A 22,746-nucleotide genomic window follows, 5' to 3' on the forward strand; every position below is an offset into this window, starting at 1 on the left:
AAGGTCGGCGGGGGCCTGGGGTAGCTCTTGGGCCACGGTCACTCCTTGCTGAACAGAAACAATGGGCATGTTCGCCGCATCGACCGAAAATGGCCAGCGAATGCTTGCAGATCAGGGGATTAGGCGATGAAGCGGATAAGTACTTGCAGGTTATAGAACCACTAATTCGATTGTTTTAAGCCGATATTTACGCTTATTTTCGATGTTTCTTTAGCGCATCATGGCCTCATCCACTGATTCAAGGAGCGCGACCATGCTGCAACTTCGTTCGTTCGATAGCCTCGGCCATGCCAACCACGGCTGGCTCGACGCCCACCACCATTTTTCCTTTGCCGAGTACTACGACCCAGCGCGCATGCACTGGGGCAACCTGCGGGTCTGGAACGATGACCTGATCGCGGCCGGCAGCGGCTTCCCACCGCACCCACACCGCGACATGGAAATCATCACCTATGTGCGCGAAGGCGCGATCACCCACCAGGACAGCCTTGGCAACAAAGGCCGGACCGAGGCCGGTGATGTCCAGGTGATGAGTGCCGGTACCGGCATCGTGCACAGCGAGTACAACCTGGAAGACGTCGATACCCGTATCTTCCAGATCTGGATCGTGCCGGAACGCACCGGTGAAGCACCGCAATGGGGTAGCCGACCGTTCCCCAAAGGTGAACGTGGCGAAGGCTTCGTGACCCTGGCCAGCGGCCGCGCCGGCGATGAAGACAGCTTGCAGATCCGCACCGATGCACGCCTGGTGGCTGCCACCCTGAAAGCGGGTGAGACCGCCGAATACCGTTTCGATGCCGATCGCCGGGGGTACCTGGTACCCGCCAAGGGCCAGGTGGAAGTCAACGGCCTGCGGGTCAAGGGGCGTGATGGTGTGGCCATCGAGCAGGAGCAGCTTCTGCGCGTGACCGCCATCGAAGACAGCGAGATCGTGCTGGTGGACGTGGCCTGACCTTCACCCGGCAGGCTTGGTGGTCAGCCGGGCTGTCATTTTCAGCAGCGAGTGCAGTCAATACCGTTTCACAAATCGTTGCGTAGCCGTAGTCTTTGCCGGTACCCGACCACGGAACGTTGACATGCTGCAGTTGCTGCTGACCACCCTGCTCCCGATCATTCTGCTGATTGCCCTGGGTACTTTCCTGCGCCTGCGGGGGTTTCTGGCCGAAACCTTCTGGCCTGGCGCTGAACGCCTGAGCTACTACGTACTGCTGCCAGCGCTGTTCCTGCATGGCCTGGCCACCGCCAACCTGGAGGGTGTGCCGGTGCTGGGCATGGTCGGCGCGCTGATGCTTTCTACCTTGGCGGGCGCGGTGATGCTGGTGCTCTACCAAGGCATGGCAGACCACGAGGGTGCCGATTTCACCTCGGTGTTCCAGGGCGGTATCCGCTTCAACAACTACATTGGTGCCACCCTGGCTGCCGGCCTCTACGGCAGCGCCGGCATAGCCCTGGCCGCGGTTGCCAACGCGGCCATCGTGCCCCTGGTCAACCTGCTCTGCGTGCTGGTGTTCGCCCGCTTCAGCGCCCGCCACAGTTCGCCAGCAACCGTGCTGAAGGCGATCTTCGCCAACCCGCTGATTGTCGGCTGCGCGGGCGGCCTGCTGCTGCGCTTGACCGGGCTGGGCCTGCCGCCGGGCATCGAGCCCACGGTCAAGGCCCTGGGCCAGGCTGCCCTGCCGCTGGGGCTGCTGTGCGTGGGGGCAGCGCTGGGCGGCGCCCGCCTCGGCCAGCAGGCGCGGCCATTACTGGCGGCTTCGGCGTTCAAGTTCCTGGTCATGCCCGTGACCACCTGGGGCCTGTGCCGGCTGCTGGGCCTGGGCGGCCAGGCCGCAGTGGTGGCGGTGCTGTTCCAGGCACTGCCGACAGCCTCGTCCTCCTACGTAATGGCGCGGCAAATGGGCGGCAATGCACCGTTGATGGCCACCATCATCGCCCTGCAAACCGTGGCCGCCGCCGCCACCCTGCCTTTGGTATTAATGCTTACGCTTGGCTAGACTGGCATCAGCCCACCGTTCGGAGTTCGACCATGCGCTTTTCGTGGATGCTGATCGGCCTGACCACTGCCCTGCTTGCCGCCCCCTTGCACGCTGCCGACCCCGCCAAAGCTGCCGTGGCCGAGGGCAAGGCCGAGGCCCTTGAAGAAAAAGTGGTCGAGGCAGCGCCCCCGCCCAAGCCCGCCGAAAAGTTGACCCCGAGCGAAGCGCAGGCCGTGGACCCGGCTGGCAAGGCACCGCTGGATGACAGCCTTACCTGCCTGGCGCGCACCCTTTACTGGGAAGCCAAGGGGGCCGATGCCAAAGACATGGCCGCCGTGGCCAGCGTGGTGCTGAACCGCCTGGGCCAGGATGGCTTTCCGGATACCATCTGTGGTGTGGTCAAGCAGGGCGTTGAAAGCAAAGCCTGCCAGTTTTCCTGGTGGTGCGACGGGCGCCCCGACCAGGTCGAGGAGCCGCAGCGCTACGAGGTTGCCAAGGAAATTGCGCGCAAAGCCCTCAACCAGCAGTTGCAGGATTCCACTGGCGGCGCGCTCTACTTCCATGACCGCAGCGTGCATCCAGCCTGGGCCAAGGCTTATCGCCGAACGGCCAAGACCACGCACTTTTTGTTCTACAAACCCAACCAGGCGTTGGCCCGCTGACAAGGCACGTGTTAGCGCACACTGCCCTGTCACCCGACTTGTCGCCGGCTTTTAGGTTTGTTTGCCTACGCTTCGCACTTTTGCGGCGGGCAATGGTCTACCTCCCTTCGTGTACCGCCGGCACTGTTTGCCGGCGTTTTATTTGCCTTGCACCCGCCTGGGCCAAAAGCCCCGAGCTTGTGTAGGATGAGCAGCGCCTACCACGCCGCTGCCAGTCATAGGGAGATACACATGCGCGTGCTGTCATCCGTTGCCGCCTTGTCGCTTGGCCTGTTGATTTCGACCGGGGCATTGGCCGTTACCGGCGAAGAAGCGCAACTGATCGCGTCGATCAATGCCTACCGCAGCCAGGCCCAACCTTGCGGTGGCGAGGCATCGCTGGAACTGCCACCGCTGAACAGCGATACCCGCCTGGCGCTGTCGCCGGAGGGCACCCGCGATCTGCAGCAGGCCATGACCCGGGCGGCCTACCCTATGGTCAATGTGCAGGCCATCAGCCTGTCAGGGCCGCGCGATGCGCCTGCGGCCATGCATGCCATCGAGGAAAGTTTCTGCCAGGTGGTGCTGGACCCGCAGTTCGTCGACATTGGCGTCAGCCAGGAAGGCCGCGATTGGCGTATCGTGCTGGCCCGGCCACTGCTCAGTGGCCGCCTCGGTGACTGGCAAGCCGAAGGGCAGAAAGTGGTGGAGGAAATCAATGCGGCCCGCAAGGTGGCCCGGCAGTGTGGCGGGCAACCCTTCGCTGCCGCCCCGCCGTTAAGCTGGAACACGGTGCTGGCGGGGGCTGCCGCCAACCACACGCGGGCCATGGCCAACCAGAATTTCTTCGACCACATCGACAAGGATGGCCGCACCCCCGGCGACCGGGCGGAGCTGGCCGGCTACCTGTATCAGCAGATCGGCGAGAACATTGCTGCTGGGCGCGACACTGCGCACAAGGTGGTCGAAGGCTGGCTGGACAGCCCCGGGCACTGTGCCACGTTGATGAACCCCGAGTTCCGCGACCTGGGGGCTGCCTACGCAGTGGACCCGAAGAGCGATGCGGGCATCTACTGGACCGCACTGTTCGGCATACCACAGTGAATTCGAGCCCCCTTGCAACCCTGTCAGGCGCGCTTCAGCCCTGGTGTGTAGCTGCTCGCAGCTCGAGCGCGGTACAGCCAAACCGCGCCCGCAGGCATTTGCCCAGGTAACTGGCATCGCCCAGGCCGACTTCGTCGGCAATCTGCGCCAGGCTGTGCGTGGAGTTGAGCAAGCGCCAGCGTGCTTGCTGCAGGCGCATTTCGCGCCACCAGGCCTTGGCACTCAGGCCATGACTGGCGTGAAACTGCCGGTCCAGCTGGCGCCGGCTGATGCCCAACGCTGCCGCCAGTTGCTCCACTGCCAGCGGCGCCCCCAGATGATGGCGCATCAGTGCCTGCGCTTTCTGCACCTGGCGCCCCGGCCCGCTGCCCGGCTCCAGGGAGCGCAAGGCATGGCGGCTGTCGCGGGTTTCATCCACCAGCATGTCGGCCAAGCCCTTAAGTGCCCGCGTGCGACCGCAGGCACGTGACAGCAGCGCGACAGCCAGGTCGATGGCCGCCGTGCCACCGGCGCAGGTAATACGGTTGCCATCGATGCAGTACAGTTGCTCAGGCAGTAGCTGCACATGCGGGAACGCCGCCCGGAATTCGGCTTCGTGGCGCCAGTGCACCACCACCTTGTGCCCACGCAACAGGCCGCACGCCGCCAGCAGGAAAACACCATTGTCGACCCCGACCAATTTGACGCCCGCCTTGCTGGCGCGCTTGAGCAAAGCCTGGTAGCGCGGTGCAAGTGCGGCGGTGGCCATGGCATTGCGCCCGCCGAACAGCACCAGGTAGTCGAAACTGGCCAGCTCGAGGTCGCCGGCCACGGCCTCGACCTGCAGCACTGCACCGCTGCTGGAAGGCACCGGTTCAACACCCAGCCCCGCCACCGTCCAGCTGCAATAACGCTGCTGGCTGTAGTCCTCGTCATCGGCGCTGAAGCGCAACTTGTCGAGGAAGGCGCCAAACGGCAGCAAGGCAAAATCCGGTAGCGGCAAGATCAGCAAGCGAATATCGGGATACACGGTATTCACGTCCAGAAAGTACCATCGAATGTCCGGATATTACCCTGCCAGCGCCACCATTGCGCCCTAGACTGGCGCCCTGTTCATCACATGGCGTTACCCGGCATGAACCTCGACACATGGCTCATCTACCTGCTGGCGAGCATCGGTTTGTCGCTCACCCCAGGCCCTAACAGCCTGCTGGCCTTGACCCACGGCGCTCTATATGGCGCCCGGCGAACCCTGTTCACCATTGTCGGCGGCGTGTTCGGCTTCAGCGCGCTCATCGCCCTGGCGATGTTCGGCCTTGGTGCATTGCTGCAGGCCTCGGCGTCGGTGCTTGGCGTACTGAAATGGCTAGGGGGTGCCTACCTGGTCTGGCTAGGTGTGCAGCTGTGGCGCAGCCCAGGCCTGCAGTTGGAACTCAATGCGGGCAACGCTGGGCTGAACAACGCAGGGTTGTTTCGCCAAGGGCTGCTGTCGGCCATGGCCAACCCCAAGGTGCTGCTGTTCTACGGCGCGTTCCTGCCACAGTTCATCGACCCACAGCGCGGGCTGCTGTTGCAGTTCGTGGTCATGGCGGCCACCTTCGCCAGCGTCGAGTTTCTGGTCGAATACCTGCTGGCGCGGCTGGCGTACCGGGTTCGGCCCTGGCTGAGCAAAGCAGGCAAAGGCTTCAATCGCTGCTGCGGGAGCTTGTTCGCCCTGATTGGCGTGGCCTTGCCCTTGAGCCGCTAGCCCCTGGCACAGGCAGGCCACTGCCACTGGCGTTGCAGCGCCTATCGAGCCTGGCGTGCCTGGAAAACGAAGACCAGCAGCGCCACCCCCGGCAAGGCGGCGCCCACCAATGCCACCCCTGCCCAACCAACCTGGCTGAACAGCGCACTGGCCACTGCCGAACCCAGCGCCCCGCCAAGGAAGATGCTGGTCATGTACACCGCATTCAAACGCCCACGGCTGGCCGGGTCCAGTGCATACACTTCACGCTGGCCGATCACCATGTTCATCTGCACCGCAAAATCCAGCAGCACACCCGTCAGGCCCAGGCCGATCACGCTGTAGCCGGGCACCGTCAAACCCAGCAGCAAGGCGGCCGGCGCCAGTAACAGCGCCAGTAACGACCCCGCCCGGGCATGCCCGGCATCGGCCAGGCGGCCGGCAATGGGTGCCGCAACCGCACCCACTGCGCCGACCAACGCGAACAAGGCAATCTGGCTTTGCGACAGGCCATGCCCTGCAGCCAGGGCCAGCGGCACCGCCGTCCAGTAAAGGCTGAATGCGGCGAACATCAAGGCCTGGTACAGCGAGCGCTGGCGCAGCAGCGGGTAATGGCGCAGCAAGGTGAGCAGCGACAGCATCAGCCCTGCGTAACTGGCCTTGTGCTCGGGCCGACGCTGCGGCAGGGTCGACGCCAGCAGCAGGATGATCGCCAACATCACCCCGGCTGCGCCGATGAATACCGCACGCCAGCCGAAGTGGTCGGCCACCAGGCTGGACAACGGCCGGGCCAGCAGGATGCCCAGCAGCAACCCACCCATGATGTTGCCCACTACCCGACCGCGCTGGTGCTCGGGCGCCAGGTGCGCCGCCAGCGGAATCAGCATCTGCACCGCCACTGAACTGAAGCCGATCAGCAGGGCGTAACCCAGGAACAACTGCCCCTGGCCACTGCCACTGGTACCTGCCAACAGCAGGCTGATGCAGGCCAGAACGGCGGTGGCCACCATCAGACGACGGTTTTCCAGCAAGTCGGCCAACGGTACCAGCAACAACAGGCCCAACGCATAGCCGAGCTGGGTGAGGGAAACGATCAGGCTGGCATGTTCGGTAGACAGCCCCAGGTCCGGGGCGATCAACCCCACGATGGGTTGGGCGTAGTAGATGTTGGCGACGATAGCGCCGCAGCAGAACGCCAGGAGTACCACCAGGGCCCGGCTCAGGCTGGCAGTGGCCGGTTGCGCTGAAGCGACGGAAGGGTTCATGCGAGGTTCCTCGACAAGGTATGGGTATGACGGCCACCTTACCTGCGGGCAGCGGCGCCGAGAATTGGGCAGCTACGCAACGCGCCTTTGCGTATAGCGCAACGCTAGCGGCCAGTATTCAGCACATTTTCGCAAAACCCAATGAAAGCGCTGACCCGTCGCGAACCCCGGTGGTTGGGCAGGTACAGGGCGTTGATACAGTCGTTGGCGGTGCCAGGGTTGGCTTGCCATTCAGGGAGCAGGCGCTGCAGCCGACCGCCTTCAACGTCTTCGCGTACCAGCCAGTCGGCCAGCAATGCAATACCGCTGCCCGCCAGCGCCGTTTCGCGCAACATGTCGGCGTTGGCACTGCGCAGCGGCCCGCTTACGTCCAGCTCCAGGCTTTCCTGGCCACAGGTCAGCCGCCAGGGCCGTGCTTTTTGCCCATAGCGAAAACGCAGGCAGGCGTGTTCAAGCAGCTGCCGGGGATGCAGGAGCGGCCCGCGCTCGGCCAGGTAGCCCGGGCTGGCGACCAGCCAGCGTTGGAAGCGGCCCAGTGGGCGGCACACCATTTCATCGCTGGGCGCTGGGTCACCCAGGCGGATCGACAGGTCATAACGCCCGTCGAGCAGGTCGTCGATGCGGTCGCTAAGGTCGATGTCCAGCTCCAGCGCCGGGTAGCGCGCCAGAAAAGGCCCCAGGTGCGGGGCGATGACCCGCCTGCCGAACTCCACCGGCAAGCACAGGCGCAGCACACCGACCGGTTCCTCACCGCGGTCCGAGATGCTGGCATCGGCCTCGTCCAGCGCCTCGAAGATGCCCCGGGCGCGCTGGTAGTAGCGCGCGCCTGCCTCGGTCAGACTGACCTGGCGCGTCGAACGATTGAGCAAGGTGGCGCCCAGCGCCGACTCAAGGGCATCGACCAGGCGCGTCACCGACGAGGTCGCCACCCCCAGCCGGCGTGCAGCCGCTGAAAAACCCTGGGCATCGACGGTGGCCACGAACATTTTCATCGCCAAAAGTTTGTCCATGTCAGGCCGTCCTCGAAAACTCGCAAAGGTCTTACAAACCGCCAGCCCGGTCAAGAAGCATGGCGCCAAGCAAACAGGGCCATGGCGGGCGCACGCCCAACCGGCGTAAAGCCTACAAATGAACGTAGCCGCGATAAAAAACCTTGCCCGCCATACCCGGTGTTTTCATGCATTTTTCCAGACACGATCTAGAATTTTAGACACACCGCGTTAAGTTCAGCCCTGCGACAATCAGCCTCACAAAATTATGTACCAACTTGTTAATTAGCAAGCTAAGGGCTTAAACTGCGCGCATTCCACCTGCTGAGATCCCTGGCATGAACGAAACACCGCGCGCCTCTGGCGCCTCAAACATCATCCTGATTGGCCTGGGCGTGATCATCGCCCTGCTTGGCCTGCTCCTGGCTGCCGGCGGCGTCAAACTCGCCGGCCTGGGCGGTTCCTGGTACTTCCTGATCGGCGGCCTGGCCATGGCCATCGCCGGTGTGCTCATTGCCCGCCGTAAAAAAGCGGGCGCCTGGCTGTACGCGCTGTTCCTGGTTGGCACTGCCCTCTGGGCGCTGGTCGACGCCGGCCTGGTGTTCTGGCCGCTGTTCTCGCGCCTGTTCATGTTCGGTGTCATCGGCATGGTGGTAGCGCTGGTGTACCCACTGCTGGCCCGCGCCAATGGCGCCAGCGCCGGGCGCGGTGCCTACGGCGTTGCCGCGGTGATGGCCGTGGTGCTGGCGGTTGCCGCCGGCAACATGTTCGTCGCCCACCCAAGTGTAGCCCCTACTGGCAAAGGCCCGGGCATGACCGCGGTCGAGGCCGGCAAGGAACAGAAGGACTGGGCCCACTACGGTAATACCGAAGGTGGCAGCCGCTTCGCCGCGCTGGACCAGATCAACCGTGACAACGTGAACAAGCTGAAGGTGGCCTGGACCTACCACACCGGCGACGTCGCCATCAGCGACGGCAACGGTGCCGAAGACCAGCTGACACCCCTGCAGATCGGCAACAAGGTGTTCATCTGCACCCCGCACAACAACCTGATCGCGCTGGATGCCGACACCGGCAAAGAGCTGTGGAAGAACGCCATCAATGCCCAGTCCAAGGTCTGGCAGCGTTGCCGTGGCCTGGCCTATTTCGATGCCACTGCGGCCATCGCCCAGCCGACCCAGCCCAACAGCTCGCCGGTCACCGGCGGTAGCGTGCCGGCCGGCGCCAACTGCCAGCGTCGCCTGCTGACCAACACCATCGATGGCCGCCTGATTGCCGTCGATGCCGACACCGGCGAGTTCTGCCAGGGCTTCGGCAACAACGGCCAGGTCAACCTGATGGCCGGCCTGGGCGATGTGCCAGACTCTTACTACCAGCTGTCCTCGGCACCGCTGATGGCCGGCACCACCGTGGTGGTCGGCGGCCGCGTTGCCGACAACGTCCAGGCCGACATGCCAGGCGGCGTGATCCGTGGCTTCGACGTGATCACCGGGGAAATGCGCTGGGCCTTCGACCCGGGCAACCCGGAAGACCGCCAGGCCCCGCAGGGCGACAACACCTACGTGCGCAGCACCCCGAACAGCTGGGCACCGATGTCCTACGACCCGGCGATGAACACCGTGTTCCTTCCTATGGGCTCGTCGTCCACCGACATCTACGGTGTTGAACGCAGCAAGCTGGACCACACCTACGGCGCTTCGGTGCTGGCCCTGGACGCCACCACCGGCAACCAGAAGTGGGTGTACCAGACCGTGCACAACGACCTCTGGGACTTCGACCTGCCGATGCAGCCGAGCCTGATCGACTTCACCAAGGACGACGGCCAGACCGTACCTGCGGTAGTGATCGGCACCAAAGCCGGGCAGATCTACGTGCTCGACCGCGCCACCGGCAAACCGCTGACCCAGGTCGACGAAGTTCCGGTCAAGCCAGGTAACATTCCAAACGAGCCGTACTCGCCAACCCAGCCCAAGTCGGTGGGCATGCCGCAGATCGGCGCGCAGACCCTGACCGAGTCGGACATGTGGGGTGCCACCCCGTATGACCAGCTGCTGTGCCGCATCGACTTCAAGAAGATGCGCTATGACGGCTTGTACACAGCGCCCGGCACCGACCTGTCGCTGAGCTTCCCGGGTTCGCTGGGCGGCATGAACTGGGGCAGCCTTTCCACCGACCCGGTACACGGTTTCATCTTCGTCAACGACATGCGCCTGGGCCTGTGGATCCAGATGATTCCGTCGCAGAACAAAGGCAATGCAGCGTCCGGCGGCGAAGCCCTGAACACCGGCATGGGTGCAGTACCGCTCAAGGGCACCCCGTATGCGGTGAACAAGAACCGCTTCCTGTCGGTAGCCGGTATTCCATGCCAGGCGCCGCCGTTCGGCACCCTCACCGCGATCGACATGAAGACCCGTCAGGTGGCCTGGCAGGTACCGGTGGGCACCGTTGAAGACACCGGCCCGCTGGGTATCCGCATGCACCTGCCGATCAAGATCGGCCTGCCCACCCTGGGCGGCACCCTGTCGACCCAAGGCGGCCTGGTGTTCATTGCCGGCACCCAGGACTTCTACCTGCGCGCCTACAACAGCGGCAACGGTGACGAAATCTGGAAGGCGCGCCTGCCAGTGGGCAGCCAGGGTGGCCCTATGACCTACGTTTCGCCGAAAACCGGCAAGCAGTACGTGGTCGTGACAGCGGGCGGTGCGCGCCAGTCGACCGACCGTGGCGACTACGTGATCGCTTACGCCTTGCCGTAACACAGCGTCGCCCCGTTCGCGGGTGAACCCGCCGCCACAGGCGGATCACTGCCCCGGCAAATGGTGCAGCCCCTGTGGCAGCGGGTTCGCCCGCGAAGAGGCCCGAACAGACAACCCGAGACACAGCAATGCCATCCGTAATTCGCTTCACCCCCACCCTGCTGCTGGCGCTGGCCAGCAGCACTGCACTCGCCAACGACGACCTCCTCACCCGCAGCACCCTCACCGGTGACTGGGGCGGCCTGCGCCACCAGCTGGAACAGGACGGGGTGAAAATCACCGGCGACTACAGCGGTGAAACCGCCTACAACGCGCATGGCGGCCTGCACCGCTCGGCGCGTTACTCGCAGAACGTCAAGCTGGGCGTGCAGTTCGACCTGTCGAAGCTGTACGGCCTGGACAACGGCGGCAAAGTCCAGCTGACCATCAACGACCGTCGCGGCAACAGCGCGTCGGACGACCTGGTCGGCAACCGCCTGCCGATCCAGGAAAACTACGGCGGCCTGTACACCCGCCTGACCGAGCTGAGCTACGAACGCACCCTGTTCACCCCTGCGCTCAACGTCAAGCTGGGCTACATGGCCATGGGCAACGACGTCGGCGGCCTGGACAGCGGCATCCTGTGCAATTTCATGAACGCCGGCTTCTGTGGCCACCCGCTGAACATGTCGGGGGGCAGCGGCTGGACCAACTACCCCAACGCCCACCTCGGCGTGCGCGTGAAGTACGACCTGTCGCCCGCCTGGCAACTGCGTGTGGCAGCGTTCAATGTGGACCCCGAGAGCAACGGCAATTCCAGCCGTGCCTGGCACCTGGGGCCCAAGCACACCACTGGCACCGTGGTCCCGGTGGAACTGGTGTACAAGCTGCAGGGCGAACTGCCGGGCGAGTACAAGCTGGGGTACTACTACGACAGCTCCGACGTGAAGCGCATCGGCAGCGACGACGAAGTGTCGGGGCGCGGCGGGCACTACCTGCTGGTCGACCAGGCGCTGTGGAACGATCAGGCCTCGCCAGGCCGCAGCCTGCACGCCTTCGGCCAGTATTCGGCGTCGAGCAAGGCCGCTTCGCCGTTCACCAAGTGGTATGGCGCCGGGGTGGTGCTGTACAAGCCGTTCGAAGGCCGCCCGAGAGATACCGTGGCACTGGGTTACGGCCGCGCCGTACCCAACCCGCGTAGCCGCGATGTGCTGGAAGATGCTGCATTCAACGCCGGCCAGCCGTTCCCCGATATCGACAGCGCCGAGCAGTTGATCGAGCTGAGCTACGGCTACCAGGCCACGCCATGGCTGAACCTGCGCCCGGATGTGCAGTACATCATCGAGCCAGGGGCGTTCACTGGCAAAGACATCGACAACGCGCTGGTGGTGGGCCTGCAGGTAAAAGCAACCTTCTGAGTCGCCGGGGGCCGCACTGCGGCCCATTCGCGGGTGCACCCGCGCCCACAGAGCCCCGGCAGCTCAACCGTCAAGCCTGCCTGAGGTGATCCACCAGTCTGAGCAGCATGGCATCACAGCCCTGCAGCTGTTCGACACTGACGAATTCATCCGGCTTGTGCCCCTGCTCCATGCTCCCGGGTCCGCACACCACGGTCGGGATGCCCGCCTGCTCGAACAGCCCGCCTTCAGTACCAAACGCCACGGTGCCGAATTTATCCGAACCACTGAGCAGCGCCACCAGCTGCGCAGCTTCGCTGTCCTGCGGTGTAGCCAACCCCGGATAGGCACTCAGCGGCTGCAGACGAATGGCACTGTCGGCGTGGACCTTGCGCATGCGCGGCAGCAACTCAGCCTCAGCATAGGCCTGCAGTTGGTCAGCCACCGCCTGTGCCTCGAACCCCGGCAAGGCACGCACCTCGAAATCGAATTCGCACTCGGCCGGCACGATGTTCAGCGCCCTGCCCCCTTTGATCACCCCGGTCTGCACCGTGGAGAACGGTGGGTCGAAACGCTCGTCGTGATACTGCGGCAAGGCCAGCGCGTCGCCGATATCACCCAGCTTGCCGATAAGCCTGGCGGCATACTCGATGGCATTCACGCCATACGGTGCATACGCTGAATGGCAAGCAGCGCCATGCACCTGGCAGCGCATCGCCAGTTTGCCCTTGTGCCCCAACACGGGTTTGAGTTCAGTGGGTTCACCGATCAGGCACAGCCGCGGTTTGTGCCGGCGTTGTTCGAGCGCTGCGAGCATCGAGCGTACACCCAGACAGCCGACCTCTTCGTCATATGAAAATGCCAGGTGCACAGGCATGCGCAGCGGTTGGGCGAGAAATGCGGGTACCGCTGCCAGCACTGACGCGATGAAGCCTTTCATGTCGGCTGTGCCACGGCCATACAAGCGGCCATCGTGTTCGCTGAGGGCGAACGGTTCGGCCGTCCAGGCCTGGCCGTCTACCGGCACCACGTCGGTATGCCCGGACAGCACCACGCCGCCAATATCCTTGGGGCCGATGGTGGCAAACAGGTTAGCCTTGGTTCTCTCCGGGTTGTGGAACAGCTCGCATTCCACGCCCAACCCGGCCAGGTAATCGCGAATGAAGCCGATCAGCGCCAGGTTGGAGTCACGGCTGACCGTGGCAAAGCCGACCAGCCTGGCCAGCAGCGTGCGGCTGGCAAACTCACTCATCGCCCGGCACCCCGTAGCTTGGCGCAGAGGTCGGGTTGAGGGCGCGGGTGACGTAGTCCTGCATTTGTGGGCGGTAGGCTTGCCACAGGCCATCGAGCGCTCCGATCGGGTCGTTGTCGGCCCAGTCGACGCGCAGGTCCACCAGTGGCCAGGTCAGCTCGCCCGCAATTTTCAGCGCCGCCGAGTGCACCGGCCCCGCCTCACCGCCCGCAGCCATCGCCGCGTGCATGGCCGCCAGCAGGCGGTCGGCCAGGTGCCCACCGGCCTGTTCGAAGGCCAGCACCATCGCTTCGATCACCACGGTGGAGGACAGCAAATTGCCCGCCGCCGCGCATTGCTCGCCGGCCACGGCATGGTGTGTGCCAAGCGCCTCGCGCCCCGTGAACAAGGCCACCTGGCCGGTGCTGTCGATCACCGTCACCTGGCGGTACTCGCTCCAGCCATTGGCGCTCAACACCCGGTCCAGCGCTGCGGCGGGTGGCAACTGGCCCTGCTCCATGGCGTCGAGAATCTGCGGGCCCAGCGCCGGCAGGGTGATGTTCTGGGTAGCGACCGCGCCCACGCCGGCACGCACCCACGGGCAACGGGCCCCTACGGCGATGCTCGACGAACTGATGGCGATACCGACCTGGCCGGTTTCCTGGCAGCGACCAATGATGGAGAAGGTCATGGCATGGTTCCTGTTGTGCTGTGCAATGCAGGCCATTCTGGGTGGAACCTTCGGGCAGGCGAAACCACCTTTTTCCGAGGGGCTAGGCAGGAAAAAACTAGGGTCTGAGGCCCTGTGGGAGCGGGCGAGCCCGCGAACCAGGCGACGCAGTGGCTGGCACCGGCTTTGCCGGTGTTCGCGGGCATGCCCGCTCCCACAGCGAGTGCGCGAGCTTTCAACGTTCCAACACGACAGTTGCGTTCACAAGATCCGGGGCCTTCGCCGTTTTATCGGCAAGCCCCAGCTAAATACTATTTTCGCCATTTGCGCAGCATCCCTAGTCTGGCCCCAGGCAACGGCGGTCCCCAAACCGACCTGACAAAAACCGCCTGAACAAGGGCTCGGACATGACACTGAACAACTTCGAAATCGACACCCTCGTGGTCGGCGCCGGCCAGGCTGGCGTGGCCATGAGCGAACACCTGAGCAAGCTGGGCGTGCCGCACCTGGTGCTGGAGCGCAACCGCATTGCCGAGGCCTGGCGCAGCGGCCGCTGGGATTCGCTGGTGGCCAATGGGCCGGCCTGGCACGACCGCTTCCCGGGGCTGGAATTCAACCTCGATGCCGACGCCTTCGCCGGCAAAGACCAGGTGGCCGACTACTTCGAACAGTACGTACGCAAGTTCAACCTGCCGGTGCGCACCGGCATCGAAGTGAAGAAAGTACAGCGCAACAGCGACCGCCCTGGCTTCACCATCGAAACCAATGAAGGCGTGATCCGCGCCAACCGCGTGGTGGCGGCGACCGGCCCGTTCCAGAAGCCGGTGATACCGGCGATTGCGCCAAAAGACGCCAACCTGCACCAGATCCACTCGGCCGCCTACTTCAACCCCGAACAACTGCCCGAAGGTGCAGTGCTGGTGGTGGGTGCAGGCTCGTCCGGCGTGCAGATCGCCGAAGAGCTGATGCGTGCCGGCCGTCAGGTGTACCTGTCGGTCGGCGCTCACGATCGCCCGCCACGGGCTTACCGCAACCGCGACTTCTGCTGGTGGCTTGGCGTATTGGGTGAATGGGACGCAGAGATTGCCAAGCCTGGCCGCGAGCACGTGACCATTGCCGTGAGCGGCGCCCGTGGGGGCCATACGGTCGACTTCCGTGCCCTCGCCCACCAGGGCATGACCCTGGTTGGCCTGACCCGGTCGTTCGAAAACGGCGTGGCGCACTTCCAGGACAACCTGGTCGAGAACATCACGCGGGGCGATGAGAACTACCTGGCCTTGCTGGACGCCGCCGATGCCTATGTGGAGCGCAACGGCCTCGACCTGCCGCAAGAGCCTGAAGCGCGCCGGCGCCTGGCCGACCCGGCCTGCATGCTCGACCCACTGCAGCAGCTGGACCTGGCCAAGGCCGGTGTCCGCAGCATCATCTGGGCCACCGGCTACGGCGTGGACTTCAGTTGGCTGCAGGTGGACACCTTCGACGCCAATGGCAAGCCCCAGCATCAGCGCGGTGTCGCTCGCGAACCAGGTGTGTATTTCCTTGGCCTGCCGTGGCTGTCGCGCCGTGGCTCGTCGTTCATCTGGGGCGTATGGCACGACGCCAAACACGTCGCCGGCCACATTGCCACGCAACGCACCTACAGCGCCTACCGCGACCGCGACCAGCGCGCGGCCGACCGGCAGCAACCCGCCACATTCAGCAACGTCAGCACCCTCGGAGCCCACTGATGCCTACCCATACCCGCATCCGCATGTTCAACACCAAGGCCACCTACCCCAACCAGACCCTGGACAACGACCTGTGCCAGGCGGTGCGGGCCGGTAACACCATTTATGTGCGTGGCCAGGTCGGCACCGACTTCGAAGGCAGGCTGGTGGGCCTGGGTGACCCGCGGGCGCAGGCCGAACAGGCGATGAAGAACGTCAAGCAACTGCTCGAAGAAGCCGGCTCGGACCTGTCGCATATCGTCAAGACCACCACCTACATCACCGACCCACGTTTCCGCGAGCCGGTGTACAAGGAAGTGGGCAAATGGCTCAAGGGCGTGTTCCCGATTTCCACCGGCCTGGTAGTGGCCGGCCTGGCCCAGGCCGAATGGCTGATGGAGATCGACGTGATCGCCGTGGTGCCGGACCAGGCGTGACCGGCAGTTGCCAGGCGCTTGCCCTGTAGGAGCGGCCTTGCGTCGCGATGGGGCGCGAAGCGGCCCCGGTTTTTTTGCGGCGAAGCTGAAGTTGCGGCGAAGCTGAAAATTTGGGGCCGCTTCGCGCCCCATCGCGACACAAGGCCGCTCCTACAGGGGACCGTGCAAGGCTTAGAAGCCGACCGTGGCAGACAGCAGATAGGTGCGTGGGGTCGACAGGGTCAGGCCCGGCTCGCTGTCATCCGAGGCCCCTGCCGAGCTCCAGTAGCGGTCATCCAGCACGTTCTCGACACTGGCACGCAATGTGACCTCGGTCTCATCCACCTTGAACGCGTAGCGCGCCCCCAGGTCATAGCGCTCCCAGCCATCGATCTTCTTGCTGTTGTTCTGGTCCAGGTACTGCGAGCTGGAGTGGATACCGCGTGCTGTCAGGGTCAAGCCTTTGACCCCCGGCACGTCCCACTCGCCCCCCAGGTTCACGTTGTACTCCGGCGTGGCCGGGGCGCGGTTGCCGTCGTAGGCGCCATCGACGGTGTCGGTCAGCTCGCTGTCGATGTACATCACCCCACCCAGTACCCGCACACCCTGCACAGGCTCACCGAACACACTCAGCTCGATGCCGCGGTTGTCACGCTTGCCATTGGGGCCGAACACCCGCGAAGCCGGGTTGGTTTCGTAGGCCGGCTGGCGAATGCGGAACGCGCTGGCGGTGAAGGCCACCTGGCCAAAGTCATACTTGGCCCCGACCTCGACCTGGCGGCTGGTGAATGGCGGAAATATCTGGTCTTCGTTGACCGAGGTCGACGGGGCGATCTTGCCTTGGCTCAGGCCTTCCATGTAATTGGCGTACAGCGACAACTGCTCGGTGACCTTGAGCAGCACCCCGCCAGAGGGCGAGACCTTTTCTTCGTCATAGGCGGTGTCGCCTTTGACGCCATCACTCCAGTCATCCACTTGCACCCGCTGCCAGCGCGCGCCCAGGGTCAGCAGAAGGCGGTCGTCGAAAAAGCCCAGGGTGTCGGCCAGGGCCACGCCGGAGAAGCGGTTTTCCGTGTAGACCTTCGAATCGAAGCGGGTGGGTGTGCCCGGCGTGGGTGTGGCCACCGGGTGGTAGAGGTTGCTGGGTGCGGCGGCATAACGGGCGCCGCCGTTGGTGAAGTCCATGTAGTAATAGCTGGCGGCCAGGTTCAGTTCGTGGCTGACCGGCCCGGTCTGCAACCACTTGCGCAGGCCAGCCATGGCGGTACGCACAGATTCATCGCGGGTAAAGTCGCGGGGCTGCACACTGAAATCGCCGGCGTCATTGATGATCGACACGTTGTGGCGCAGGAAGTCATGGTTGCTCTTGCGCGCGCCGACCGCACCGTAGGCCAGCAGCGAATCACTGATATCGTATTCGGCATTCAGTGCGCCAAAGGTGTCATTGGTGCGCGCCTTGCTCCAGGCCTGGGCATAGTTGTGGCGCACGTCATCGGCATCCGGCACCTTGGCGTTGGCGCCGATCAGCACACGCTCCTGCGGCGCATCGGTATCGCGCTCGGTGTGGCCCAGGTCGGCCGACAGGCGCAGGCGCTCGCCGCGAAAATCCAGGCCCAGCACCGCCATCTGGCGATCGACAGACTGGTGGTCCCATGCAGTATCGCCGGCTTGCTTGACGCCGTTGAAGCGCACACCGAACTGGTCACCTTCGCCGAAGCGCCGGCCGATATCCACGGCACCCCCCACCTGGCTGTCGGAGGCATAGCTGCCGGTGAACGTGGTAATCGGCTTGTCGCCAGCGCGCTTGGGTTGCACGTTGATGCCACCGCCTACGCTGCCCCGGGGCGATATGCCGTTGAGCAACTGGCTGGGGCCTTTGATGATATCGACCCGCTCGGCCATTTCCATGTCGATCGAATAGGTCGGTAAGATCCCGTACAAGCCGTTGTAGGCGACATCACTATTGAACAGGCTGAAGCCGCGAATGGTGAATTGTTCGAAGCGCCCGCCGGCGGGGTTGGTGGCGCGTACCGAGGGGTCGCTGGCAATCAGCTCGCCCAGGGTGCGGGCCTGCTGGTTCTTGACCACCTCGCTGGTGTAACTGGTGATGCTGAAGGGGGTTTCCATGAAGTCCCGCGAGCCGAGCAGGCCTTGTGCGCCCTGGCGTGCCACCTGGCCGCCCGCGTAGGGCTGCGATTGGCCAGGGGCGACCAGCCCGCCGACGATACTGGTAGGGGCGATTTCCAGGGCGCTACCGGCCTGGGGGGCCGGCACCAGGGTGAAGGCCCCTTCACCCACCGGGAGCCATTGCAGGCCGCTGCCAAGCAGCAATTGGGCAAACCCTTCGTCAACACTGTAGGCGCCAGACAGGCCAGCGCTCTGCCGGCCTTGCACCAGTGCCGGGTCCAGCGAAAGGCTGACGCCCGCCTGGTCGGCGAAGCGGGTCAACGCGGCCCCCAGGCTGGCGGGCGCTACTTGGTATGTGCGGCGCACGGGCTCATCGGCCCAGGCCGGTGAACACAGCAACAGGCTCATGGCGAACAACGGATGCGCGGCGCGCGCCAGTGGGCGCAGGCGGCAAGACTTTACTGCTGGCATTGAACAAGGCTCCCCTTTATTTTCTCCTACCGGTAATGACCGGCGAGTGAAAAAAAGGGGACAGCCTCATGCACGATTTTCTCGCGCAGACAAACTGACCCAGTAACGGGTGCGTGACTGCACCTGCAACGGCAGGCTTGCAGCCAGCAAGGCCAGCACCCGGTCGGTGTCGTCAAGGCGGAAGGTGCCGGTGACGCGCAGCCGCTCCAGCGCGGGCGCCCAGCGCAGCACCCCGGGGCGGTAGCGACGCAGCTCGTGCAACAGTTCGCCCAGCGGCCGGTCGTCCAGCCGCAGCATCCCTTCGCGCCAGCCCAGCCGCCAAGGGTCCAGCCCGCTGACCGCGCCGACGCCAGTTGCCTGCAAGCTGGCCTGCTGCCCTGCCAGCAGCGTGCGTGCCGGGCCATGGGCCGGCTGAAGCTGGGCCCTGCCGTTGAGCACCGACACCCGGCAGGCGTCGCCCAACAGGCGCAAGCACACCTCGGCATCGCCTAGCAGCACCTGGCCCTCGGGCACGTGCAAGGCCAGTTGCAGATGCGCAGGCACCTTTACGGCAACCTCCCCGCGCAGCAAGGTCAGGCGCCGTGCACCGAGGTCGAGATCGACCGCGCTGTCGGTATTCAACTGCAGGAACGTCCCGTCGCTCAACAGTACCTGGCGCTGCTCCCCCACCGCGGTACGCAGGTCGGCCGCCCAGGCATCCAAGGGCAGCTCACGGCTTGCCAGCCACGCCGCCGGCAGCACCGCCGCCACGCCCAGGGCGCGCTTGAGCAGCGCCCGTCGGCCGGCATCCGGGCGGTCCAGCGTGGCCATTGCCAACGCCCCTGGCAGCCCGGAGAAGCGCGCGCGCAACAAGGCTGCCTTGTGCCACGCCTGCTCATGCAGGCTGCTGCTGGCGCGCCATTGCGCGAGCCGCTGCAGGTCCTTGTCGCTGGCGTCGCCGGAATCCAGCAGTGCCAGCCAACGGGCAGCGGCACGCACGGCCTCGCGGGTTTCGGCGCTAGGTTGGGTCATTGCAGATCGGCCAACAGGCAATGCTCGTAAGCCTGCGCCATGTAACGTTTGACCGAGCGCTCGCACACACCCAGCCGCTTGCCGATTTCGGCATAGCCCAGGCCTTCCAGCTGGCTCCAGAGAAACGCCCTGCGCACCGGCGGCTTCAGGCCGTCGAGCAGTTCATCCAGTGCTTGCAGGGTTTCCAGCACGATCCAGCGCTGCTCGGGCGACGGTACATGCTGTTCAGGCAACTGCGCCAAGGCATCCATGTAGGCCTGCTCCAGGCTGCGACGCTGGTGGAAGTTGCTGAGCAGGCGCTTGCCCACGGTAAGCAGGTAGGCGCGTGGCTCGCGGATGTCTGCCAGCGGCTGAGCACTGGCCAGCACCCGCAGGAACGTATCCTGGCTGAGGTCGGCGGCATCCCAGGCATTGCCCATGCGCCGGCGCAGCCAGCTTTCCAGCCAGCTGCGATGCTCCCGGTACAGGGCAGGCAGGCTAGGCTCTTGTGGCGGCGCGGCGTCGATCATGGGAAGGCCCTGCGGCGGCGTAAATAGGATTAATTCTAATTTACATCGCGCCGCAGTTCCAAGTGCTTTGTTGCCGGTCAGGCGATGGCAGCGTCCACCAGCACCTGCGCTTCCTGCACCAGGCGCTGCAGGTGGGCCTCGTCGATGAAGCTTTCGGCGTAGATCTTGTAGATGTCTTCGGTGCCTGACGGGCGTGCGGCGAACCAACCGTTGGCAGTCATCACCTTCAGCCCGCCAATCGCCTGGCCATTACCCGGGGCGTGGCTGAGGATCTGCACGATCGGCTCACCGGCCAGCTCGGTGGATTTCACCTGCTCCGGTGCCAGCTTGCTCAGCAGCGCCTTCTGCCGCGCATCGGCCTTGGCCTCGACGCGGGTGGCATACGGTTTGCCCAGTGCCTCGGTCAGGTCGGCATAGGCCTGGCTCGGGTTGCGCCCGGTACGGGCGGTCATCTCGGCAGCCAGCAGCGCGGGGATCAGGCCGTCCTTGTCGGTGGCCCACACCGAGCCATCGCGGCGCAGGAACGATGCCCCTGCACTTTCTTCGCCACCAAAACCGAGTGTGCCGTCGAACAGGCCTTGGGCAAAGAACTTGAAGCCCACCGGCACTTCATACAGCTCGCGGCCCAAGCGCTGGGTAACCCGATCGATCAGGCCGCTGGACACCACGGTCTTGCCCACGGCGGCATCGCTGCGCCATTGCGGGCGATGGCGGTACAGGTAATCGATGGCCACGGCCAGGTAGTTGTTCGGCTGCAGCAGGCCATCGGCCGTGACGATGCCATGGCGATCGTGGTCCGGGTCGCAGGCGAACGCCACGTCGAAGCGGTCGCGCAGGCCGATCAGGCCCTGCATCGCATACGGCGAGGATGGGTCCATGCGGATCTGGCCATCCCAGTCGACGGTCATGAAGCGGAAGGTCGGGTCGACCTCGGTATTCACCACTTCCAGGTCGAGTTGGTAATGCTTGGCGATCGCCGACCAGTAACGCACCCCTGCCCCACCCAGGGGGTCTACGCCCAGGCGCAGCTTGGCAGCACGGATGACGTCGAAGTCGATGACGTTTTCCAGGTCGGCCACATAGTGGCTGACGTAGTCATGGCGCTGGGTGGTGGCCGCCTGCAGGGCCTGGGCATGGTCCATGCGCTTGACGCCGGCCAGGTTGGCCGCCAGCAAGTCGTTGGCCTTGGCTTCGATCCACTTGGTCACGTCGCTGTCGGCCGGGCCGCCATTGGGCGGGTTGTACTTGAAGCCACCGCTTTGCGGCGGGTTGTGCGACGGGGTGATGACGATGCCGTCGGCCAGGCCCTGGGTACGGCCACGGTTATGGCAGAGGATGGCGTGCGACACGGCCGGGGTTGGCGTGTATTCGTCATCCTTGGACAGCATGACCTGCACGCCGTTGGCGGCCAGCACTTCCAGGGCGCTGGCGGCGGCTGGGGCCGACAGGGCGTGAGTGTCGGCGCCGATGAACAGCGGGCCATCGATGCCTTTTTCCTGGCGGTACAGGCAGATCGCCTGGGTGATGGCCAGGACGTGGTACTCGTTGAAACTCAATTCAAGCGAAGTGCCACGGTGCCCCGAGGTGCCGAAGGCCACCCGCTGGGCCGCCACGGCGGCGTCTGGGCGGCCGGTGTAGTAGGCGGTGAGCAGCCGGGGAATATCGACCAGCACGCTGGCTGGTGCCGGCTTGCCTGCCAAAGGACTGAGCTTCATGCAAAAACCTCGAGTTCAACAGATGTTGGTGTTGGAACGTGCAGTGTACTGAGAGTTGCAAGGGTGTGCGATGGGCGCCAGCAAACAACACCGGCGTTGCCGCAGGCCACCCTGCCGCTGCCGGCCTGAAGCGCCCGGTGACCTGCCACCGGGTTGGCCACGACAGGCTAGAGTGATAGCCATATCGATCGAGAAAGAGGCTCCATGGCTTTCCACCGCCTGACCCGTACACACCCCCGCCTGAGCATCGCCGCCGTGGTCGGCCTGCTGGGCGGCTGGCTGATACCCGCTGGCGACAGCGTGCAGCATATCCTCGCTGGCTGGAACCTGGGGGTCTGGCTGTATCTGCTGCTGGTGCTGTCCCTGAGCTGCAGCGCCAACCCGGAGAAAGTCCGCCAGGTGGCCCGCATCGAAGATGAAAATGCCGGCCTGGTGCTGCTGACGGTGTGCATTGCCGCCATCGCCAGCCTGGCCGCAGTGACGCTGCAACTGGTGTCCAGCCGCGGCCTGCAGGGCAGCGCCCAGGCCCTGCACTACCTGTACACCGGCCTGACGGTGGCGGGGTCCTGGTTGATGATCGGTTGCATCTTCAGCCTGCACTATGCGCGGTTGTTCTACACCGGGCGGCAGCATGAACCCCCCCTGCGATTTGCCGATGGCGAACGCAACCCCGACTACTGGGACTTCCACTACTTCTCGTTCACCATCAGCGTGGCCGTGCAGACCTCCGACGTGGGGGTGGCCGGGCGTGGCTTGCGCCGGGTAGTGCTGGCGCATTCATTGGTGGGGTTCGTGTTCAACACGGCAATCCTGGGGTTCACCATCAACATCGCGGCCGGTTTGCTGGGTTGAGCACGCCGTTCGTCTGAAAGCCTGGGGCCAGGGCCGACAGTGCAACCCGCATAAAAGGTGCGCCGGGGCGTGCATCCAGCAGGCGAAAACGTTTGCCCCGAGGGCTTTGGCATTGCACCAGCGGGACCACAGGTGTGACCGTGGTCATGCAACAGTACATTTGTCATGTTCGCCGCTGAGAATCGCGCATTGCAGGTGCTATGTTTACTTACCCGGCGGCCGCATC

At 64.8% G+C, this 22,746-nt stretch carries 19 protein-coding genes; 10 read left to right on the plus strand and 9 right to left on the minus strand.

From position 1 onward, the window contains the following. Positions 1–253 precede the first annotated feature (253 nt). From DMX12_RS15165 to DMX12_RS15180, 4 genes are all read left to right on the plus strand, one after another. Complete coding sequence (locus tag DMX12_RS15165) at positions 254–952, plus strand: pirin family protein (protein ID WP_110678417.1); 699 nt, start codon at positions 254–256, stop codon at positions 950–952. A gap of 124 nt (positions 953–1,076) precedes the next feature. Continuing rightward, on the plus strand, positions 1,077–1,994 hold the full coding sequence (locus tag DMX12_RS15170) for an AEC family transporter (protein WP_054903942.1): 918 nt from the start codon (positions 1,077–1,079) through the stop codon (positions 1,992–1,994). 32 nt (positions 1,995–2,026) lie between these two features. Continuing rightward, on the plus strand, positions 2,027–2,638 hold the full coding sequence (locus DMX12_RS15175) for a cell wall hydrolase (RefSeq protein ID WP_110678418.1): 612 nt from the start codon (positions 2,027–2,029) through the stop codon (positions 2,636–2,638). Positions 2,639–2,869: 231 nt separating this feature from the next. After that, on the plus strand, positions 2,870–3,721 hold the full coding sequence (locus tag DMX12_RS15180; RefSeq protein ID WP_110678421.1) for a CAP domain-containing protein: 852 nt from the start codon (positions 2,870–2,872) through the stop codon (positions 3,719–3,721). Positions 3,722–3,755: 34 nt separating this feature from the next. On the opposite strand, the gene DMX12_RS15185 is transcribed toward DMX12_RS15180, so the two are convergent. Then, positions 3,756–4,730 carry a GlxA family transcriptional regulator gene (locus DMX12_RS15185; RefSeq protein ID WP_110678537.1) on the minus strand — a complete coding sequence of 325 codons (975 nt, stop codon included), beginning with the start codon at positions 4,728–4,730 and terminating at the stop codon, positions 3,756–3,758. A gap of 105 nt (positions 4,731–4,835) precedes the next feature. On the opposite strand from DMX12_RS15185, the gene DMX12_RS15190 reads away from it, so the two are divergent. Next, positions 4,836–5,447, plus strand: coding sequence for a LysE family translocator (locus tag DMX12_RS15190; protein ID WP_054912745.1), 612 nt, complete (start codon positions 4,836–4,838; stop codon positions 5,445–5,447). Positions 5,448–5,488: 41 nt separating this feature from the next. Here DMX12_RS15190 and DMX12_RS15195 read toward each other — a convergent pair whose 3' ends face one another. After that, positions 5,489–6,691, minus strand: a complete 1,203-nt coding sequence (locus tag DMX12_RS15195) for an MFS transporter (protein ID WP_110678423.1) — start codon at positions 6,689–6,691, stop codon at positions 5,489–5,491. Between the two features lie 104 nt (positions 6,692–6,795). After that, positions 6,796–7,701, minus strand: a complete 906-nt coding sequence (locus DMX12_RS15200; RefSeq protein WP_110678425.1) for a LysR family transcriptional regulator — start codon at positions 7,699–7,701, stop codon at positions 6,796–6,798. 317 nt (positions 7,702–8,018) lie between these two features. Here DMX12_RS15200 and DMX12_RS15205 point away from each other — a divergent pair, with 317 nt between their 5' ends. Together DMX12_RS15205 and DMX12_RS15210 are read left to right on the plus strand one after the other, a co-directional pair. Beyond that, on the plus strand, positions 8,019–10,436 hold the full coding sequence (locus DMX12_RS15205; protein ID WP_110678427.1) for a glucose/quinate/shikimate family membrane-bound PQQ-dependent dehydrogenase: 2,418 nt from the start codon (positions 8,019–8,021) through the stop codon (positions 10,434–10,436). 128 nt (positions 10,437–10,564) lie between these two features. Further along, positions 10,565–11,833, plus strand: coding sequence for a carbohydrate porin (locus DMX12_RS15210; RefSeq protein WP_009686532.1), 1,269 nt, complete (start codon positions 10,565–10,567; stop codon positions 11,831–11,833). Positions 11,834–11,903: 70 nt separating this feature from the next. On the opposite strand, the gene argE is transcribed toward DMX12_RS15210, so the two are convergent. Both argE and DMX12_RS15220 read right to left on the minus strand, forming a co-directional pair. Continuing rightward, positions 11,904–13,064 (minus strand): acetylornithine deacetylase, encoded by a 1,161-nt coding sequence (gene argE / locus DMX12_RS15215; protein ID WP_110678430.1) that lies wholly within the window; start codon positions 13,062–13,064, stop codon positions 11,904–11,906. Beyond that, the gene (locus tag DMX12_RS15220; RefSeq protein WP_029887066.1) at positions 13,057–13,734 is read right to left on the minus strand and encodes a DUF1028 domain-containing protein; all 678 of its coding nucleotides are present in this window, start codon (positions 13,732–13,734) and stop codon (positions 13,057–13,059) included. Before DMX12_RS15220 ends, argE begins: the two co-directional genes overlap by 8 nt. A 386-nt stretch (positions 13,735–14,120) precedes the next feature. On the opposite strand from DMX12_RS15220, the gene DMX12_RS15230 reads away from it, so the two are divergent. Together DMX12_RS15230 and DMX12_RS15235 are read left to right on the plus strand one after the other, a co-directional pair. Beyond that, the gene (locus DMX12_RS15230) at positions 14,121–15,440 is read left to right on the plus strand and encodes an NAD(P)/FAD-dependent oxidoreductase (protein ID WP_054912739.1); all 1,320 of its coding nucleotides are present in this window, start codon (positions 14,121–14,123) and stop codon (positions 15,438–15,440) included. Then, entirely contained in the window at positions 15,440–15,856 is a 417-nt protein-coding gene (locus DMX12_RS15235; protein WP_029887064.1) for a RidA family protein, read from the plus strand. The genes DMX12_RS15230 and DMX12_RS15235 overlap by 1 nt, the downstream gene beginning before the upstream one ends. A gap of 171 nt (positions 15,857–16,027) precedes the next feature. On the opposite strand, the gene DMX12_RS15240 is transcribed toward DMX12_RS15235, so the two are convergent. From DMX12_RS15240 to pgm, 4 genes are all read right to left on the minus strand, one after another. Beyond that, on the minus strand, positions 16,028–18,433 hold the full coding sequence (locus tag DMX12_RS15240; RefSeq protein ID WP_110678434.1) for a TonB-dependent receptor: 2,406 nt from the start codon (positions 18,431–18,433) through the stop codon (positions 16,028–16,030). Between the two features lie 66 nt (positions 18,434–18,499). After that, the gene (locus DMX12_RS15245; RefSeq protein ID WP_110678436.1) at positions 18,500–19,444 is read right to left on the minus strand and encodes a FecR domain-containing protein; all 945 of its coding nucleotides are present in this window, start codon (positions 19,442–19,444) and stop codon (positions 18,500–18,502) included. After that, on the minus strand, positions 19,441–19,953 hold the full coding sequence (locus DMX12_RS15250; protein ID WP_009686523.1) for a sigma-70 family RNA polymerase sigma factor: 513 nt from the start codon (positions 19,951–19,953) through the stop codon (positions 19,441–19,443). The genes DMX12_RS15245 and DMX12_RS15250 overlap by 4 nt, the downstream gene beginning before the upstream one ends. 77 nt (positions 19,954–20,030) lie before the next feature. Beyond that, positions 20,031–21,668, minus strand: coding sequence for a phosphoglucomutase (alpha-D-glucose-1,6-bisphosphate-dependent) (pgm, locus tag DMX12_RS15255; RefSeq protein ID WP_054912736.1), 1,638 nt, complete (start codon positions 21,666–21,668; stop codon positions 20,031–20,033). A 204-nt stretch (positions 21,669–21,872) separates the two neighbouring features. On the opposite strand from pgm, the gene DMX12_RS15260 reads away from it, so the two are divergent. After that, entirely contained in the window at positions 21,873–22,520 is a 648-nt protein-coding gene (locus DMX12_RS15260) for a DUF1345 domain-containing protein (RefSeq protein WP_110678438.1), read from the plus strand. Positions 22,521–22,746: the final 226 nt, after the last annotated feature.

Origin of the sequence: Pseudomonas sp. MB-090624 (assembly GCF_003205245.1) — a bacterium.
Classification (GTDB): domain Bacteria; phylum Pseudomonadota; class Gammaproteobacteria; order Pseudomonadales; family Pseudomonadaceae; genus Aquipseudomonas; species Aquipseudomonas juntendi.

Coding starts and splice junctions, on each gene's coding strand:
- DMX12_RS15195 (WP_110678423.1), bottom strand. CDS start 6,691: ATGAACCCTTCCGTCGCTTCAGCGCAACCGGCCACTGCCAGCCTGAGC.
- DMX12_RS15240 (WP_110678434.1), bottom strand. CDS start 18,433: ATGCCAGCAGTAAAGTCTTGCCGCCTGCGCCCACTGGCGCGCGCCGCG.
- DMX12_RS15165 (WP_110678417.1), top strand. CDS start 254: ATGCTGCAACTTCGTTCGTTCGATAGCCTCGGCCATGCCAACCACGGC.
- DMX12_RS15180 (WP_110678421.1), top strand. CDS start 2,870: ATGCGCGTGCTGTCATCCGTTGCCGCCTTGTCGCTTGGCCTGTTGATT.
- argE (WP_110678430.1), bottom strand. CDS start 13,064: ATGAGTGAGTTTGCCAGCCGCACGCTGCTGGCCAGGCTGGTCGGCTTT.
- DMX12_RS15170 (WP_054903942.1), top strand. CDS start 1,077: ATGCTGCAGTTGCTGCTGACCACCCTGCTCCCGATCATTCTGCTGATT.
- DMX12_RS15205 (WP_110678427.1), top strand. CDS start 8,019: ATGAACGAAACACCGCGCGCCTCTGGCGCCTCAAACATCATCCTGATT.
- DMX12_RS15210 (WP_009686532.1), top strand. CDS start 10,565: ATGCCATCCGTAATTCGCTTCACCCCCACCCTGCTGCTGGCGCTGGCC.
- DMX12_RS15230 (WP_054912739.1), top strand. CDS start 14,121: ATGACACTGAACAACTTCGAAATCGACACCCTCGTGGTCGGCGCCGGC.
- DMX12_RS15175 (WP_110678418.1), top strand. CDS start 2,027: ATGCGCTTTTCGTGGATGCTGATCGGCCTGACCACTGCCCTGCTTGCC.
- DMX12_RS15220 (WP_029887066.1), bottom strand. CDS start 13,734: ATGACCTTCTCCATCATTGGTCGCTGCCAGGAAACCGGCCAGGTCGGT.
- DMX12_RS15235 (WP_029887064.1), top strand. CDS start 15,440: ATGCCTACCCATACCCGCATCCGCATGTTCAACACCAAGGCCACCTAC.
- pgm (WP_054912736.1), bottom strand. CDS start 21,668: ATGAAGCTCAGTCCTTTGGCAGGCAAGCCGGCACCAGCCAGCGTGCTG.
- DMX12_RS15190 (WP_054912745.1), top strand. CDS start 4,836: ATGAACCTCGACACATGGCTCATCTACCTGCTGGCGAGCATCGGTTTG.
- DMX12_RS15200 (WP_110678425.1), bottom strand. CDS start 7,701: ATGGACAAACTTTTGGCGATGAAAATGTTCGTGGCCACCGTCGATGCC.
- DMX12_RS15250 (WP_009686523.1), bottom strand. CDS start 19,953: ATGATCGACGCCGCGCCGCCACAAGAGCCTAGCCTGCCTGCCCTGTAC.
- DMX12_RS15245 (WP_110678436.1), bottom strand. CDS start 19,444: ATGACCCAACCTAGCGCCGAAACCCGCGAGGCCGTGCGTGCCGCTGCC.
- DMX12_RS15260 (WP_110678438.1), top strand. CDS start 21,873: ATGGCTTTCCACCGCCTGACCCGTACACACCCCCGCCTGAGCATCGCC.